Origin of the sequence: Deinococcus aquatilis DSM 23025 (genome assembly GCF_000378445.1) — a bacterium.
Classification (GTDB): Bacteria; Deinococcota; Deinococci; order Deinococcales; family Deinococcaceae; genus Deinococcus; species Deinococcus aquatilis.
In genome coordinates, this window is record NZ_KB899739.1 from 1 (window position 1) to 15,148 (window position 15,148).

15 protein-coding genes are annotated in these 15,148 nt (G+C 60.3%); 6 read left to right on the forward strand and 9 right to left on the reverse strand.

Annotated features, from left to right (window positions below; translation table 11 throughout):
* The first annotated feature begins 171 nt into the window (after nt 1–171).
* Complete coding sequence (locus F561_RS0119080; protein ID WP_083922555.1) at nt 172–1,542, forward strand: glycoside hydrolase family 32 protein; 1,371 nt, start codon at nt 172–174, stop codon at nt 1,540–1,542.
* Between the two features lie 280 nt (nt 1,543–1,822).
* On the opposite strand, the gene F561_RS0119085 is transcribed toward F561_RS0119080, so the two are convergent.
* The 7 genes from F561_RS0119085 to F561_RS0119120 form a co-directional block, all read right to left on the reverse strand.
* Nucleotides 1,823–3,199: a sugar ABC transporter permease gene (locus F561_RS0119085; protein WP_019011572.1), complete on the reverse strand. Its 1,377-nt coding sequence runs from the start codon at nt 3,197–3,199 to the stop codon at nt 1,823–1,825.
* Nucleotides 3,196–4,602, reverse strand: a complete 1,407-nt coding sequence (locus F561_RS0119090; RefSeq protein WP_019011573.1) for an ABC transporter permease subunit — start codon at nt 4,600–4,602, stop codon at nt 3,196–3,198. Before F561_RS0119090 ends, F561_RS0119085 begins: the two co-directional genes overlap by 4 nt.
* A gap of 355 nt (nt 4,603–4,957) precedes the next feature.
* Nucleotides 4,958–6,184 (reverse strand): sugar ABC transporter substrate-binding protein, encoded by a 1,227-nt coding sequence (locus F561_RS0119095; protein ID WP_019011574.1) that lies wholly within the window; start codon nt 6,182–6,184, stop codon nt 4,958–4,960.
* Between the two features lie 331 nt (nt 6,185–6,515).
* Complete coding sequence (locus tag F561_RS0119100) at nt 6,516–7,532, reverse strand: LacI family DNA-binding transcriptional regulator (RefSeq protein WP_040381286.1); 1,017 nt, start codon at nt 7,530–7,532, stop codon at nt 6,516–6,518.
* A 635-nt stretch (nt 7,533–8,167) separates the two neighbouring features.
* Nucleotides 8,168–8,608: an MFS transporter gene (locus F561_RS29685; RefSeq protein WP_211214837.1), complete on the reverse strand. Its 441-nt coding sequence runs from the start codon at nt 8,606–8,608 to the stop codon at nt 8,168–8,170.
* Between the two features lie 65 nt (nt 8,609–8,673).
* Nucleotides 8,674–9,675: a zinc-binding alcohol dehydrogenase family protein gene (locus F561_RS0119115; RefSeq protein ID WP_019011576.1), complete on the reverse strand. Its 1,002-nt coding sequence runs from the start codon at nt 9,673–9,675 to the stop codon at nt 8,674–8,676.
* Nucleotides 9,672–10,106: a MarR family winged helix-turn-helix transcriptional regulator gene (locus tag F561_RS0119120; protein WP_019011577.1), complete on the reverse strand. Its 435-nt coding sequence runs from the start codon at nt 10,104–10,106 to the stop codon at nt 9,672–9,674. The genes F561_RS0119115 and F561_RS0119120 overlap by 4 nt, the downstream gene beginning before the upstream one ends.
* 266 nt (nt 10,107–10,372) lie before the next feature.
* Between F561_RS0119120 and F561_RS0119125 the strand changes: the two genes are divergently transcribed.
* The 5 genes from F561_RS0119125 (at nt 10,373) to F561_RS0119145 (ending at nt 13,743) form a co-directional block, all read left to right on the forward strand.
* Nucleotides 10,373–10,825 carry a MarR family winged helix-turn-helix transcriptional regulator gene (locus tag F561_RS0119125; protein WP_019011578.1) on the forward strand — a complete coding sequence of 151 codons (453 nt, stop codon included), beginning with the start codon at nt 10,373–10,375 and terminating at the stop codon, nt 10,823–10,825.
* Between the two features lie 68 nt (nt 10,826–10,893).
* Entirely contained in the window at nt 10,894–11,331 is a 438-nt protein-coding gene (locus tag F561_RS0119130) for a DoxX family protein (RefSeq protein WP_019011579.1), read from the forward strand.
* A 20-nt stretch (nt 11,332–11,351) separates the two neighbouring features.
* Entirely contained in the window at nt 11,352–12,143 is a 792-nt protein-coding gene (locus F561_RS0119135; protein WP_019011580.1) for an NAD(P)-binding domain-containing protein, read from the forward strand.
* A gap of 68 nt (nt 12,144–12,211) precedes the next feature.
* Nucleotides 12,212–13,090 carry a VOC family protein gene (locus F561_RS0119140; protein WP_019011581.1) on the forward strand — a complete coding sequence of 293 codons (879 nt, stop codon included), beginning with the start codon at nt 12,212–12,214 and terminating at the stop codon, nt 13,088–13,090.
* Nucleotides 13,087–13,743, forward strand: a complete 657-nt coding sequence (locus F561_RS0119145; RefSeq protein WP_019011582.1) for an alpha/beta hydrolase — start codon at nt 13,087–13,089, stop codon at nt 13,741–13,743. The genes F561_RS0119140 and F561_RS0119145 overlap by 4 nt, the downstream gene beginning before the upstream one ends.
* A gap of 89 nt (nt 13,744–13,832) precedes the next feature.
* Here F561_RS0119145 and F561_RS0119150 read toward each other — a convergent pair whose 3' ends face one another.
* Together F561_RS0119150 and F561_RS0119155 are read right to left on the reverse strand one after the other, a co-directional pair.
* On the reverse strand, nt 13,833–14,678 hold the full coding sequence (locus F561_RS0119150) for an IS3 family transposase (protein WP_019011583.1): 846 nt from the start codon (nt 14,676–14,678) through the stop codon (nt 13,833–13,835).
* Nucleotides 14,675–14,974, reverse strand: coding sequence for a transposase (locus tag F561_RS0119155; protein ID WP_019011584.1), 300 nt, complete (start codon nt 14,972–14,974; stop codon nt 14,675–14,677). Before F561_RS0119155 ends, F561_RS0119150 begins: the two co-directional genes overlap by 4 nt.
* Between the last annotated feature and the right edge of the window lie 174 nt (nt 14,975–15,148).

Genomic DNA, 15,148 nt, shown 5'->3' on the forward strand with positions numbered 1-15,148 from the left:
TCTTCAGCGGCAGTGTTTACATCGGCGGATTCCTTCGCTGGAACGACTTCGTTCCGAAGTCGAGGCGTGGGTCGCCGCGCGTGAACGTGCGGCCATCACGCTCAACTGGCAGTTCTCAACTCAGGCCGCCCGACGAACCCTTGGACACCACTATGAAACCATTCGTATTAATTGAACGCTGTACTAGTCTACGTCAGCGGGGTGTTTCACTTGTTCTATCAGCACAACCCACACGCTGATATGCCCGGCAATCTCAGTTGGGGCCATGCCACCAGCCCGGATCTGATTCACTGGACAGAACATCCTGTGGCCTTGCCTGCCCGTGAGTCACACGTCATCTACTCTGGCAGCGTGGTCACCGACGGTCACAATACCTCTGGCCTGAAGAGTGGAGAGCAGCCTCCTCTCGTGGCCCTGTACACCGGGCACACGGACCGTCACCCGGCACGCCAGCATCTGGACAAGCAGCACCATGAAGCGCAGTACCTCGCCTATAGCGCCGATGGCGGACACACCTGGCAGTACGGCGGTGAAACAGCCGTCTTGGATCTGGACAAAGCCGACTTCCGCGATCCGAAGGTATTCTGGGACGGGCAGCGCAGCAGGTGGGTCATGCTGGTAGTGCACCCGGATGAGCGACAAGTCGAGTTCTATAGTTCTCCGAACCTACAGGTCTGGAAGCCACTCAGCACGTTCGGACCGGCAGGTCAGGTGGAGGGCATCTGGGAAATGCCGGAATTCTTCGCTCTGCCCGACCCCCAGGGCGTGGACCGCTGGGTGCTGAAAGTCGATTTCAACCCCGGCGGGCTGTACGGCGGCAGCGGCGCGCAGTATTGGGTGGGCGATTTCGACGGAACGACGTTCACGCCACTCACCTCCTCTCAAACCCTGGATTTTGGTCCTGACTTCTACGCAGCGCTCTCCTGGAGTGATCTGCCCGGGCGGCGCGTGTGGCTCGCGTGGATGAACAACTGGGCCTACGCTGCCATGATCCCCACCGCCCCCTGGCGGGGGACGTTCACCGTTCCTCGTGAATTAAGCCTAGGTCCAGAGTTACAACTCATTCAGCGACCCGTGAAGGAACTGGAGGCGCTGCGGGAAGCCTCTGTTCCCATCCTGCCTCCGCAGGATCAAAAGATGTATCCCCTCAGCGTGACCCACGCGCATGAACTGCGCCTGCAGGTCGAGACTCACGGTGGAGCCGAACTGCACTTGGAATTCCTTTCCGCAGAGGGTGTGGAGGCACAGGTCACACTCAGCGCCTCAGAGGTGAGCGTCACCCGACCAGATGCTCACCTGGAGGTGCCCGGATTTGGCGGCACGCACCGCGCACCGCGCCGGGATGGTCAACCTCAATATGACATGCACCTGCTGCTGGACTTGGGATCTCTGGAACTGTTTGGCTGCAACGGCCAGATCTCCCTGACGGATCTGCTGTTGCCTGCAGCGCCGATAGAAACGCTCCGCATCTCCGCACACACTGGAGCCTCCGTGATCTCCGGGCAGCTCTATCAGCTGAGGTCAATCTGGGAACGCAAATAAGGGAAAACAGAATCCGCTAGAAGGTAGGAAGCGGTGAGACAAATCAGCCGGAGGTCCCTGACGAGCACGTAGAGAAAGATGTGGTGGTCTTTCTGATTAACCTGCGCTCGTTCCACGGCAGCAACAGCCTAGATGACCTCAACGGCATCACTCCTAGGCTGGATGACCTGGGTACCTCAGCACCGCGTCACCATAGCCCAAAATGTACCAAGAGCATGCAGGATCCCCAGTTGGCAGGGGATCCTGCATGCTCTTGGTTCCAAGGCGTGTGCTGATGACTTTACTCTTTCACGCCACCTGACACGGTCCCACCGACAAAGTAGCCTTGGAAGCCGTAGAACAGCGCAATAATAGGGAGTGCTCCCAAGGTAGCGGCGGCAGAGAAGATGCCCCACTTGGTACTGAATTGTCCGGTGGTAAAGCTGCGGAGCATCACGCCGACCGTCCACTGATCCACACCGGTCAGCAGGATGCTGGCGAGGATGAATTCGGCGTACGTACCGATGAATTGGTTCAGGAAAATGAAGACCAGAATGCCGCCTGATAGGGGCAAGACCACCTGCATAAATGTCTGCCAGCGAGTTGCGCCGTCGACCATGGCGGCCTCTTCCAATGACTCTGGGAGGCTTTCGACGTAGCCCTTGAAAATCCACGTGTTGAAGGCAATTGCGCCGCCGGAGTAGGCCAGAATCAGGCCTGTGAAGGTGTTGACAAGGCCTAAGATGACCATGAGGGTGTACACGGCCACCAGCGCCAAGAACACTGGGAACATCTGAATGAAGATGAAAAACAGCAGCATCTGGAAGCGGCCGGGGAAGCGCAGGCGGGCCATAGCGTAACCAGCGGTGGTACTCAACACAATCGCCAGGAAACCCGTGACGCCCGACACCAGCAGCGTGTTGCGGACTGACAGCAGGAATTTGCTTTCGTTGCCTTGCCCCGTGAACTGCGACGGCACCATAAAGATGACCAGCAGAGCCAGTGCGGCAATAAGGGCACGCATGGCCCAGGCCCGCGCCTGTGTGAGACGCTCGCTGTCACGGCCCAGTCTGCCCACGATGGCGAGAATCAGCAGGGCGGTGAGTGCCGCGCCCACGATCCCAGCCAAGACCAATTGCCAGCCCGGAATGGTCACGCCGTCAAAGAGTGCGGCGTAATTTTCAAAGCTGAGGACCTGCAAATTGGGCAACAGACCAGAGCGGTACAGGATGTTGGGATCAGAGAAATTGGGGAAGGCGAACAGACTGTTGCGCGGATCGAAAGCAGCGATCAAGACGTAAAGCAGCGGGTATACAGCGATCAGTACGACCAGAATCAGAAAGAGGTGGGTGAGTTGGTCGCCCAACACGGCGGTGTAGCTGATTTTGCGCCCCGTGCGGGCCACGCCGATGCGCTGCCCGATCAGGCTGGTGAGGGCCAAGACGCCGCTGGCTGCCAGCAAGAAGAGGAGAAAGCGAATCCAGCCCCGTTCAACAAAGTAGATCGTAAAGCTCTTGGGCCGACCTGCCATATTGCGTGCCAAAAAGTACCCCAGCACGACGAAACCGATGACGACAGCAGCAGCCACCAGCCAGGGCGCGGCACGGCGCAGCGGCCCAGGTTCTCTGTGGACATAGCCACCGGGTGGCAGATTTTGGGGTGTCGGAAGGGCAGTCATTTGCGGGCCTCCTCGAACACACCAGCGGCTTTGAAGTTCACGAGGCTGATGGCGAGCGTCAGGAAAAAGATGATCAAGGCGATGGCACTCGCCAACGAGTAATTCTGGCCCCCGGCACTCGCAAACGCCGTGTTATACCCCCACGACAGCAAGATGTCGGTACTCTGGGCGGTACTTTCGCGGCCTTCCTGAGCAGGACCACCCGCTGTCAGCAGATAAATAATGCCGAAATTGTTGAAATTGAAAGCAAAACCCGAGAGCAAAATAGGGGTAAAAGCCGTTCGAAGGAGGGGTAAAGTAATGGCCTGGATCTGTTGCCAGCGGCTCGCACCGTCAATGCTGGCGGCCTCGTACAGATCTTCGTTGATGGTGGCGAGTGCGCTGATGGTGGCCGTCATCATGTACGGAAAGCCCAGCCACAGGTTGACCAACAGGATAGAAACTTTGGCCCAGAGTGGATCGTTGAGCCAGGGCACGGCAGCGAAACCGAGCAGTCCCAGCGCCTTGTTCACAATGCCGAACTGCTGGTTGTACAGCGCCACCCACATTTGCACGCTAATCACCGCAGGAATCGCCCAAGGCAAGAACAACAGCGTCCGGTAGATGTTGCGGCCTTTCAGGCGTTTGTTGTACAGCAAAATGCCGAGAATCAGCCCAGCGAGGCCGTTGATGACCACCGTCGAAAACGCAAAAATGACTGTCCACAAGAACACAGGCCACAGTGCACTGCTGGCTTTAGCAAAAATTTCCTGAAAGTTGGCCAGACCGACCCGCTCGATGCGGTTGATGCGGGTCACATCGGCCAGCGCGAATCCGGTGGCAATAGGGGTCGTCAGCGTCACCGCAGTGCCGGACACGCTGGCAATGCGGGCACGAATAGGCGAAGAAGCGTCTTCGTCCAGCAATACCAGGGTGTCACCCGCGCAGGTGGCCGCCTTGCAGCGGAGGTAGGCCTGTACCGAATCGGCTTCCGGGGTATCGCCCAACGTGACCACGCGGCGGTCGGCACTGAGGATCGCAGAAGTTCGGACGCCCGAATCCGGGTTACCACTGTTCTGGCCGCTGTAGTTGGTAAACGCGTAGTTGACGGTCAAGATGATGGGCAGCACCGTAAAAGCGATGAGGAACACCAGTGCTGGAAACAGGTAAAACCAGTTGGCGATCCACGGCACCAGCCTTCCGGTCAGGGGCATCAAGACCAGGAGGGCAGCGACCGTGTACACCAGAATCATGTAGGGCGGGGCGGTGGGCAGGGCACGGGCCGTAAGGCTGGCCAGCCCCCAGCCGATCAGGGCGGCGCCACCCAACACCAGTGCCAACACCACAATAGCCATCAGCACGCCGCGCGTTCCTTCTGGGGGAATGGTGGTGCGCTTGGCAGGAAGGGGCAGAGTCGTGGTCATAGGATCGGTATTCCTCCTTGTGGTGGAACTCGGTAGGTGCACTGCCTGTGGCTCTGGAATGTTGAGAGCTCTAGAGAGGTAAGTGCCGCTCCTGCAAGGCGGCGTCTGACACGCCGCCTCTCTCAGAAGCAAGGGCAGTGAAAGGTTCACATTTGACGGTATGACCTTTGCCACTCACGTCCATGGCCTGCCCAGTCGAATTGAGTTGGCCTGAATGACCCTAAGAAGGGGCCTGGGATCTCAGAACGTGGGAAGGACTCCGGCGCCCCTTGCTGTGAAGACAGTTTCGTCAGAATCCTGATCCGAACGAGGAGAGCCTACCTGGATAGAGGTTGCGCTCGGAAAGACGCACCACCTACTTGAGATTGGATTTAATCTCCGTCACGGCTCTGTTCAGAATTTGAGTGTAGTTCTGTCCAGCTCTTTGCACGCTCTGGGCGGTGGCTGCGCCCCATGGCCCCCAGACAGCGCCCATCTGAGGAATGTTGGGCATGGGCGTGCCCACACTGATCGCGTTGCCAAAGCCTGAGACCACCAGGTCTGCCTTCAGTTTGGCGCGGGCACTCAGGCTCACGGGAATCCGGCCTCCCGCCTTGTTGAACGCCAGTTGTGCCGGACTGGACGTCATCTGACGGGCCAACTGTACGGCGGCCGCTTTCTGTTTGCTGTAGGCACTCACAATGATGCCCTGCACCCCTACGAAAGGACTCCACTTGCCACTGGCGCCGGGTGGGGTAGGAAACGACGTAATGCCGTAATCGATTCCCGCCTTCTTGATGTCGCCCATGTCCCAGGGCCCGGTGTACAGCATCGCCAGGCGTCCGTCCACAAAGGCACTCTTGGCGGCCCCCGCATCCACGCCTTCCGGCACGAGATTGTACTTGTAGCGGAGGTCATTCAGGAACGACAGGGCCTTGACCGTCCCCGCGTTGGCCAGCCCCACATCGTTGGTGTTGAAGGTGCCATTGTTGTTTTTGAACACGTAGCCGCCGTACGCACTCACGAAGCCGTAGCTGCGGTACGGCTCGTCAATCTGGGTCAAGAAGCCGAACTTGCCGTTGCCAGTGTTCTTCTGGGCGGTGGCCAAAAAGGAGGCCCAGCTGGTGGGCGGCGTAGGCACCATCTTTTTGTTGTACACCAGGGCCACAGCCTCAGCGAATAGGGGCACGCCGAACAGTCTTCCCCGGTAGGTAAAAGCGCTCAGGGCCGTTTTGTCGTAGTCGCCGCGGCTGGTGATGTACTTGTCCATCGGCTCAATGACGCCTGCAGCCGCCATCTGTCCCAAGCGGTCGTGGGGTTGGGTGGCGATCAGATCTGGCCCCTGATTTTTGGGCGCACTCTGAATGAATTTATCGGTGATCTCGCCGAAAGGCACACTGACCACCTGCACCTTGTGGCCAGTTTTTTTCTCAAATTCGGCGGCTTGTGCCTTCACCCAGGCCACCTCACCTGCAGGCTCGAAATGGGTCCAGATCGTCAAGTTGGCAGCGTTGGCATTCGTAGTGAGGGCACTGCTCAGCAGAGCGAGGGCGAGGAATGACAGTGGTTTAACAGAGCGTGTTTCGTGGGTCACGGGGATCACAACTCCTATCAGAATCCGCCAACCTAAGCGGACAAAGCGCAGCGGGGGAGGCAGGACACCTCAACCTCAGCCAACGCCCTCCAGGTGGAGCGCGGGCCGTTCTGAATCGCAGTCGTTGGATTAAGTTTTCCTGCATAGAGGTGGCCCAACGACAGTGTCTCCAGCAGCACCGCCACTGGGCTCGCTTGACGCCTTCAGTGCATCTGGCCGAGTGTTTCGGGGTCAGATCTCGCATGACAGCCCAACGGTTGAGGCTGTGCTGTGGCAAGTGGTGCCGAGGAAGTAGGACATAACCAGAGGTCTCCTAGAGGAAGAGGGATGAGGTGAGGCGCTACATCAAGGTCAGGGCCTGCGTACTGGGCGCTTCCTGGAGGGTGGGGGCAAAGGTCCGCTGGGTGATGGTCTTGAGTTGGCCTTCCAGGGCGCCCAGCAACACGTCGGCAGCGGTGCGGCCCATCTGGGCGACCGGCTGCGCCACACTGGTGATGCCTGCTTCGGCGGCAGCGGCACTGCCATCAAAGCCCATCAGCAGATAGTCGCGTCCGGCATGCAGCCCAGCGCTCAAGAGGTGCCGCTGCACGCCGAGAGCGAGGTCGTCGCTGAGGGCCACCATAAAAAAAGGAGCCACTGGGTGAGGGTGTGCCCAATCTAATAACTGCTGTGCAGCGTCTCGACCTCCTTCAATAGAGGCAGGGGCTTGGAGGGTCACGATTGGTGTGATGCCGTGGCGCTGAAGAACGTCCAGCACTCCAGCCCGCCGCTCCAGGAACACGGGCGATTCCAAGTCACCGGGGCGCACGGGAACGTCCAGCAACACCACAGGCAGGTGGCGACTGAGGGTCAACTCTGCGGCCATGCGTCCCGCAGCCACGTTGTTGAAATGGACGCTGTGGTACTGAGGATGGTGAGCATCCACCAGCACGATGGGTTTGTTGAACGGTGGACGGCTGCCATACAGCACTTCTGGGTTCTGGGAAGAAATCAGCAGCCCGTCAGCGCGGTACAGGAGCGCGCCTGGGTCTTTGAAGCGCCGAATGCGTTGTGCCCCCAGTAGAGGAAAGAGGGCCAAATCATACCCATGCTGATCTAGGACGCCGTGAATGGCCGTCAGTAAGGTGTCGTAGAAGGGTGTACCCGTCATGGGCAGCAGCACCGAGACAGCCTGGGTCTGGCCCGAACGCAGGCTGCGAGCATTCAGGTTGGGCGTGTAGCCGACCGTTTCTATGGCTGACAGGACCCGTTGTCTTGTCTGGTCAGAAATGTTGGGGTGGTTGTTCAGCACCCGTGAGACTGTGCTGGCCCCGACACCAGCGATCCGTGCCACATCCACCACACTTGGCTTAGTCATCGTGCTCCTCGAGCTTAAATTGGCAACGTTGCCAACCAATTTACTCCCTACTAGGAAGGAGATTAGAGATCGATTCTAAATTTTTGGCAACGTTGCCAAAGTATGCTGCGAATGTATTGCTGGGTCAAGTAGACCTCTAGCCAATTGCGTCAGGTTTACACTTGGTGTAAGAAAAAATTTAAAGGGTCGTTCTGGAAGGAGGTCGTGGCTCCAAGCTCACATCTGTTGCAGGAAGTGCTGAGACGCACTGTAATTATCGGTCTTTGGCTGCCAGTTCATCGGCTATATGCCCTTTGGCGCAAACATCTCTAACCTGCCATCCCGTTTGATCATCACCAAGTCCGATCCCCTCCGGCGGTACTGGAAGGTCGGGACATAAATGATGCCGACGTAATACAGGATGGACGCCAACGCGGAAATGGCGAAGGTGCGGCCCAGGGCGGCTCGGTGATGGGTAAGGGTGTGCTACAGGGGGTGGCGGGGCACGGTTCCACTCGCCTGTTGACGTTCAAAGTCCGGGGACTCCTGCATGGTGGACCGGGTAATGAGCGCCACGCCAGCCAGTACCGCCCCCACCAGGAACGGAATCCGCCATCCCCAGGCATCGAGGTCCGCCGGGCTCAAGCGGCCGACCGTCAGCGCGGAGACGCCCACGGCGAGCAGCCCCCCACTTCACTGGCCGTGGCCGCCAAGGAGGCCACGAGGCCGCGCCGCGCTGGTCGGGCACCTTGCACCAGGTACGCCGTGACCCCACTGTATTCACCCCCCACAGAGAACGCCATGACACACCTCAACAGCAGCAGTAGCCATCCAGCGGCCGGCCCGATCTGTGCTGCGGTAGGCAGCAGGCCAATCACGAGCATGGCCACAGTCATCGGCGCCATGGAGAGCAGCAGCATGCGTCGGCGTCCATACTGGTCCCCGATATGGCCAAACACGATGGCCCCCAGAGGGCGCATCAGGGACGAGACCGCAAACCCGGCGAGGGTCGTGAGCAGGGACAGCTCGCCGCCCCAAAAATACTCGCGACAGCACGGTGGCGAAGTACAGGTACAGCGTGAAGTCGCACCACTCAACGACTGTAGAGAACGCCGCGACGGACAGGGAACCCCGCGAAATCGCCTGCTGGGGTGAACCGAGCTCAGTCATCCTGGTGTTCTCCAGGCACGACCACGACCAGTTTGCCGCTGTGTCTGCCCGCTTCCAGGTCGCGGTGGGCCTCGACAATCTGATCCAGAGAGTAGATGCGGGCAATCGGCACCGTGATCTTCCCACCCGCCACGTCATCCAGAAACTGCTGAAGCACGCTCCCCGGCAGGTCGGTGGCTTCACCGGAGTAAGCGGTCAGCCGCACGCCCCGGGGCAGGTAGCCGATCGGGTAGAAGTCTTTGACCGTCCACTCGTTGGAGAGCATGCCGGTGAAGCAGACCACGCCGTGCAGGGCGACTGAACGCAGGGTGTCGGGGAGCGTGGGCGTTCCCACGAGCTCGATGGCGCCGTTGACGCCCTTGGGGAACAGCGCCCGCACCTGATGAGCAACGCTGCCGTCATCGATCAGGACGTGATCGACCCCGAGGTCCTGAAGGACTGCGGCTTTTTCAAGTGAGCGGGTGGTGGACAGCACCGTCAGGCCGCGCTGCTTTGCCAGCAGGGCCGCGGCCAGGCCCACGGAGGAGGTTCCACCGCGAATCAACAGTGTCTGTCCAGCCTGAGCGTTGAGGCCGACGCTCAGGGAGCCGTGAGCCGTTTGCAGCATTTCAGGAATGGCGCCGAGGGTGGCCCAATCGAGAAGGCTGTGAAACGGAATGACCTGTTCAGCTGGAGCACAGGTGTATTCCGCATAGCCGCCATTGAACTGACGGCCCATACCGCCCATCATCGTGGCGACCTGCTGGCCGGGTTTGAACTCCCCACCGGGGCAAGCGGCGACGGTCCCCACGGCTTCAATGCCGGGCACGATGGGAAACGTGACGTTGTCTGCCACGCCAAGGCGCAGGTGCAATTCGGACTGGTTCAGGCCGAAGGCCCGCACCCGAATCAGCACCCAGCCCGGAGCAGGGACGGGGAGGGGGAGGGTACGCTGCGTGAGAACCTCAGGCGCCCCGGGAGCGTCCAAGACGACGGCTTGCATCGTGTCATTCATGCGGGTTCTCCTGCGGTCGTGAGGGTCTGCTCAATGGTGGAGAGGGCGTCATGGAGGGGAGCAAAGGAGACGGCCGCGAAGGCTTGGGTGAGGAGAGCTTCCATGAGAGTCTCACTGCCCGTCAACGTGGTCTGGCCCACGTCGGTGACGGACAGCCGAGATGACCGGCGGTCGTCGGGATTGGGGTGCCGCTGGCAGTGGCCGGACGCCTCGAGACGGTCCACGAGTTTGCTGGCGGCGCCCACGGTGATCAGGAGTCGGGAAGCCACGTCGTTGACCCGGCAGTGCTGGATCTGGGCAATCACCCGCAGCACTTCGAGGCGGCCCAAAGGCAGCCCGATCTGGCGTTGAAGCTCGTCATCACAGCGGTTCCAGAGCATCGTTTCCACGTGGACGAGGCGGTCAAAGAGGGTTCGGGCGGAAAGCGGCATCAGAACAGCCTCGATTGGGTGTATTCCATAGAACTAGATTCCATGGAATACACATTACACCGATGTAGGGAAGGCGATTGGAAAATGGGCTTACAAAGCCCGATGCCCATGTTCTGTGGAACTTTCATCCGAGTCCATAACCGTCTACCGCGCCAAGTACTGGCACCCTAGAGATAAGGCGGCAGCCTTATTCAGAAAAACACCCGCTTGACAATACTCGTTATAACGACTATCGTTTTCCCAGAACAAGAACGGAGGGAAGACAGATGACCACCCAACCTACACTTCCCTCCACACTGGAGCACCAGACCTACCTCGCTCTGCAGGGATTGGCCTTGCGACTCAAGGAAGAGACCGAGCAACTGCTCAAGGACGAAGGCCTGACCCTGACCCAGTTCAATGTCCTGCGCATCCTCAGGGGGTCGAGTGAGGACGCCCTCACCTGCGGGGAGATCGCGGAGAGGCTCCTTAACAAGGACCCGGACGTCACCCGCCTGCTCGACCGAATGGAAAAGCAGGGCCTGATTGCCCGTGCCCGCAGCGAGAAAGACCGCCGGGTGCTGCTCACCCACCTTTCGCCTCATGGACGCGCCACCGTTGACCGTCTCGACAGCCCCATGTTGAACCTGCACCACCGTCAGTTCCAGCATCTCTCTGTAGAACGTCGTCAGTTGCTGCTGGAGCTGCTCAGCGAGGCCAGCAGAGCGGAGGCCACCTGAGCCCCTCTTCTTTCCTTCGCTCGAATAGTCGTTATCACGCCCATCGTCATCACGAACAGGAGATCTCCATGACCACCACCGCCACATCAGCCCGCTCCGCCGTTCCCCTCCAGCGCATTGATCTCGCTCTCACCCTCCTGCGCATCGTCATCGGTGTGGTCTTTGCCGCCCACGGCTACCAGAAGCTCTTTATCTACACCCTTCCCGGCACCACCGCCTCTTTTACCCAGATGGGCGTTCCCCTCGCTGGCCTAGTGGCCCCGGCCATCGCTCTGCTCGAATTGGTCGGCGGCGCCGCACTGATCGCTGGATTCGGCACACGTATTGTCGCCGCTCTCCTCGCCCTGGACATGCTCGGCGCGCTCGTGGTCGTGCACCTCAAGGCGGGCTTCTTCAATCCAAACGGCGTCGAATTCCCCCTTGCCCTGCTCGCTGTGACGGTCGCCCTCGCCCTCACAGGTGCTGGCGCCTACGCCCTCGACACTCTGCGGACCAAACGCGTCTGAAGTTGCTCCCAGGAGATCCGATGTCCTCTCTTTCCCTCGCGCTCCTTGTCGCTGTGGCCGGCGCCACCCTCTGGGTGATCACCCGCCGCCGTTCCCTCCAGCACCAGACACGCTCCAACGACCTCGCCACCGTCCCCGCCCTCTTCCCGCTCCAGGAGCACACCATGACCCCGACCACGAACATCACGATCATCGGCGCTGGCAACATGGGTAAAGGAATCGCGCACGTCGCGGCCCGCGGCGGATACCCGGTCACCATCATTGACCGCAATGCAGACGATGCCGCTTCACTCGCGAGTGAATTGCAGGCCGCCAACCCCGGTGCCGCTGTGCAGTCCGGCACACTCAACGGCCCTCTGAGTGACGTCGTCGTGCTCGCCACCTGGTACACCAATGCACAGGAGATCGCCCAGTCGCTCAAAGGGCAGCTCGCTGGCAAGGTCGTGGTGGACATCAGCAACCCCCTGACCGCCGACTTCACCGGCCTCGCCATTGCGGGCGACACCAGTGCCGCCGAGGAACTCGTCCAACTGATCCCAGACGCCCGCGTCATCAAGGCCTTTAACACCACCTTCGCTGGAACCCTCGTTGCTGGTCAGGTGACTGGACAGCCGCTGGATGTGCTGATCGCCGGAAACGACCAGGAGGCCAAGAACACCATCGCCGCACTCGTGAATGCCGGTGGACTGCGTGGCATCGATGTGGGACCACTGGAGCGCGCCCGTCAGCTCGAGGGCTTGGGCTTTCTCGGCATCCAGCTTCAGTTCACGCAGAACACGAACTTTGCCAGTGCCTGGAAATTCCTCGCCTGAACCTGAAAGGCGTCAAGAACCGTGACCTCTGGAAACGATCCTTGACGCCTCTTAACTGGAGTCCGCCTATGACCCAACCTGCCAATGCCCGCTCTCTCCTAACCTCCAGTTCTCTGACGCTTGGCCCCGTCGAACTCAGTGTCTCTGACCTGAACCGCACCGTCTCCTTTTACAGCACGCTGCTGGGCATGACCGTTCTTGACCAGACCGGTCAGACTGCCACGCTTGGCCTGCCCAATCACCCTCTGCTGGTGCTCACGGAACACCTTGGGGCACAGCCCACCCGGCCCACCTCACCCGGGCTGTATCACCTCGCGGTGCTGCTCCCCACCCGCGCAGACCTCGCCCGCTGGGTGCAGCACGCGTCCCATCTAGGAGTCCGCCTGGGTCAGAGCGACCACCTCGTCAGCGAAGCGTTTTACCTTAATGATCCGGATGGCCACGGCATCGAGGTCTACCGTGACCGTCCCCGGGACGAGTGGCGCTGGCAGAGCGGCCAAGTGCAGATGGCGGGCGACCCCATCGATATGGACAGCCTGCTCTCTGAACCCGGCGCAGAGCTCCCGTTTGCTGGCCTGCCCGAAGGCACGACCCTGGGTCACGTGCATCTGCGGGTCACCAACCTTCCCCTCACCGAAGCCTTCTACAGCGGCCTGCTGGGCTTTGACGTCGTCTCGCGCTGGCCAGGGGCATTGTTCATCTCGGTGGGCGGGTACCATCATCATTTCGGCCTGAACACCTGGCAGAGCCAGGGCGGTCAGCGGGCTCCTGAACAGGCAAGCCAGTTGCAGCGGGTCAATGTCCAACTGCTGGACCCCGCCGACCTTGACGCGCTGGAAACCCGCCTGCGGGCAGCAAATATAGCCTTGATCCGCGAGAGTGATGTTCTTGACGTGCGTGACCCGGCAGGCAACGCCCTGCGGTTCCGTTCGGAGTGTCTGGCATGAACGCCCTGACGTATGAGCTGCGGCCGCCCCGCAGTGGCCCCTTGGAAGGCGCACCAGTGCTCGTCCTGCTGCACGGCGTGGGCGGCAATGAACGGAACCTGCTTGGGATTGCCGACGCCCTGGATCCGCGCTTTGCGGTAGTGAGTGTCCGGGGGCCCCTTCAGGTCTCTCCCAACGGCTTCGCTTTCTTCCAGGTGCAGTTCACTCCGGAACCGGTCCCGAATGCAGCTCAGGCAGAGGCCAGTCGGGTGGCCCTGATTGAGTTTCTGCCGCAGGTCGTGCGTGACCACAGAGTTAATTCGCAGCAGATCTTTCTCCTCGGTTTCTCGCAGGGGGCCATCATCGGCGCGAGCGTCACGCTGTCCCGGCCTGACCTGGTCGCAGGCCTGGTCATGCTCTCCGGGCGGATTCTGCCTGAAGCCCGTCCCACCTTCGCACCGCCTGAGCAGCTTCAGCACGCAAATGTGTTTGTGGCCCATGGCGTCCATGATGCGAAGCTCGGCATTCACCACGGCCGCGCGAGTCAGGCGCTGCTGACGAACTTGGGAGCCGCCTTCAGGTACCAGGAATACGACACGGGCCATGAAATCACCGAGGCAGAGCTTTCGGACGTGAATGCTTGGCTGTTCAAGCGCCTGGGCACCTCTGCCTGACCGCGCTTGTCTTTCTCTGCACTCTCTTACCCTTCACAGGAGTCCCTATGGAGTGAACCCAAAGTACCGGGCCAGCAGGCAAGTCACTTCTAGGCGCAATGATACTGGGTGGCGAACTCAGCCGGTGGGATATAGCCGAGACTGGAATGCAAACGTTCTTGGTTATACAGCTGACCGATGAAGTGGTTGATGTGGCGCTGCGCGTCGTCGAAGTCGAGATAGTCCTGCAGATCAACCTCCTCGGTTTTCAGGGTCTTGTAAAAACTTTCCATGCGGGCGTTGTCGTAGGGATTACCTTTTCTGGACATGCTGGGAATGAGACCGGCCTCCCGAAGCCGCTCCACATACACGCGACTCGCGTACCCTGACCCTTGGTCAGAATGGTGCAGTAAGCCTGGGGCTGGACAACGCGCTGTGAGCGCGTTGTTGAGCGCTTTCAACGCCAGCGCCGCGTCAATACACCTTGACATCGCCCAACCCACGATTTCTCGGGTGAAGCTGTCGAGGACGCAGGCGAGGTACACAAAGCCATGCTTGACCCGAACGTAGGTGAGATCGACTTGCCAGACTTGGTTGGGTTGCTTGGGTACCACTGTTGGCAACAGGTTTTCAAAACGACGTTCGCTGTGCGTCGAGTCCGTCGTGGCCTGAAATCGCCGTTTGGGACGGCATAACAACCCTCCTGCTCGCATGACCCGTAAGACGCGCTTGTGGTTGGTCGGGCGTCCCCGGCGGGCCAGTTCATGGGTGACGCGACGGTACCCGTAGCCCGTCCACTTCAGCACGATGGCCTCAATCTCCTTCGTGAGTTCCAGATCCGGGTTGACCGGTGTCCGAGTCTGCTGACCCAGATACCAAGACCGACTGACCGCGTGCAGCTCACACAAGCGACGTACCGACACCGTGGGATGCGCGCAGCGCGCATCCATGATCATTTGGTGCCGCTTTTCGAGCGGTACGTCGCCAACGATTTTTTCAGAATGGAGTTCTCCAGAGCGAGTTGACCGCAGTACCGTTCCAATTCAGCGATCCGGAGTTCGTCGCTGCGATCCGTCGTGGCACCATCGGTAAAAGCGGCTTCCCCACGCGCCTCCACCTCTTTTCGCCACCGGTGAATCAAGCTCGGAGCCAGGGAATGAGTCCGGCTGAGATGGGCGGTGGTGTGTTGGCCGGTGTTGATCTGGCTGACCACCTCAAGTTTGAACTCGCGGCTGTGATTTCGTCCTGGCATCTGATCTCCTTCGCGATGCAGTCAGCGTATCTGCTGACTGGGGCGAAGTGTCTTAGCCTGTGGTCCTGTCAGATGGGGTCAGTCCACTGCTAATTGTTCCCCAAGGAATGCCGTGGCCGACACGTCAAGTGGTCAGCGCTATTCATCACGTCGCCACTGACTTCGAGAGGACGG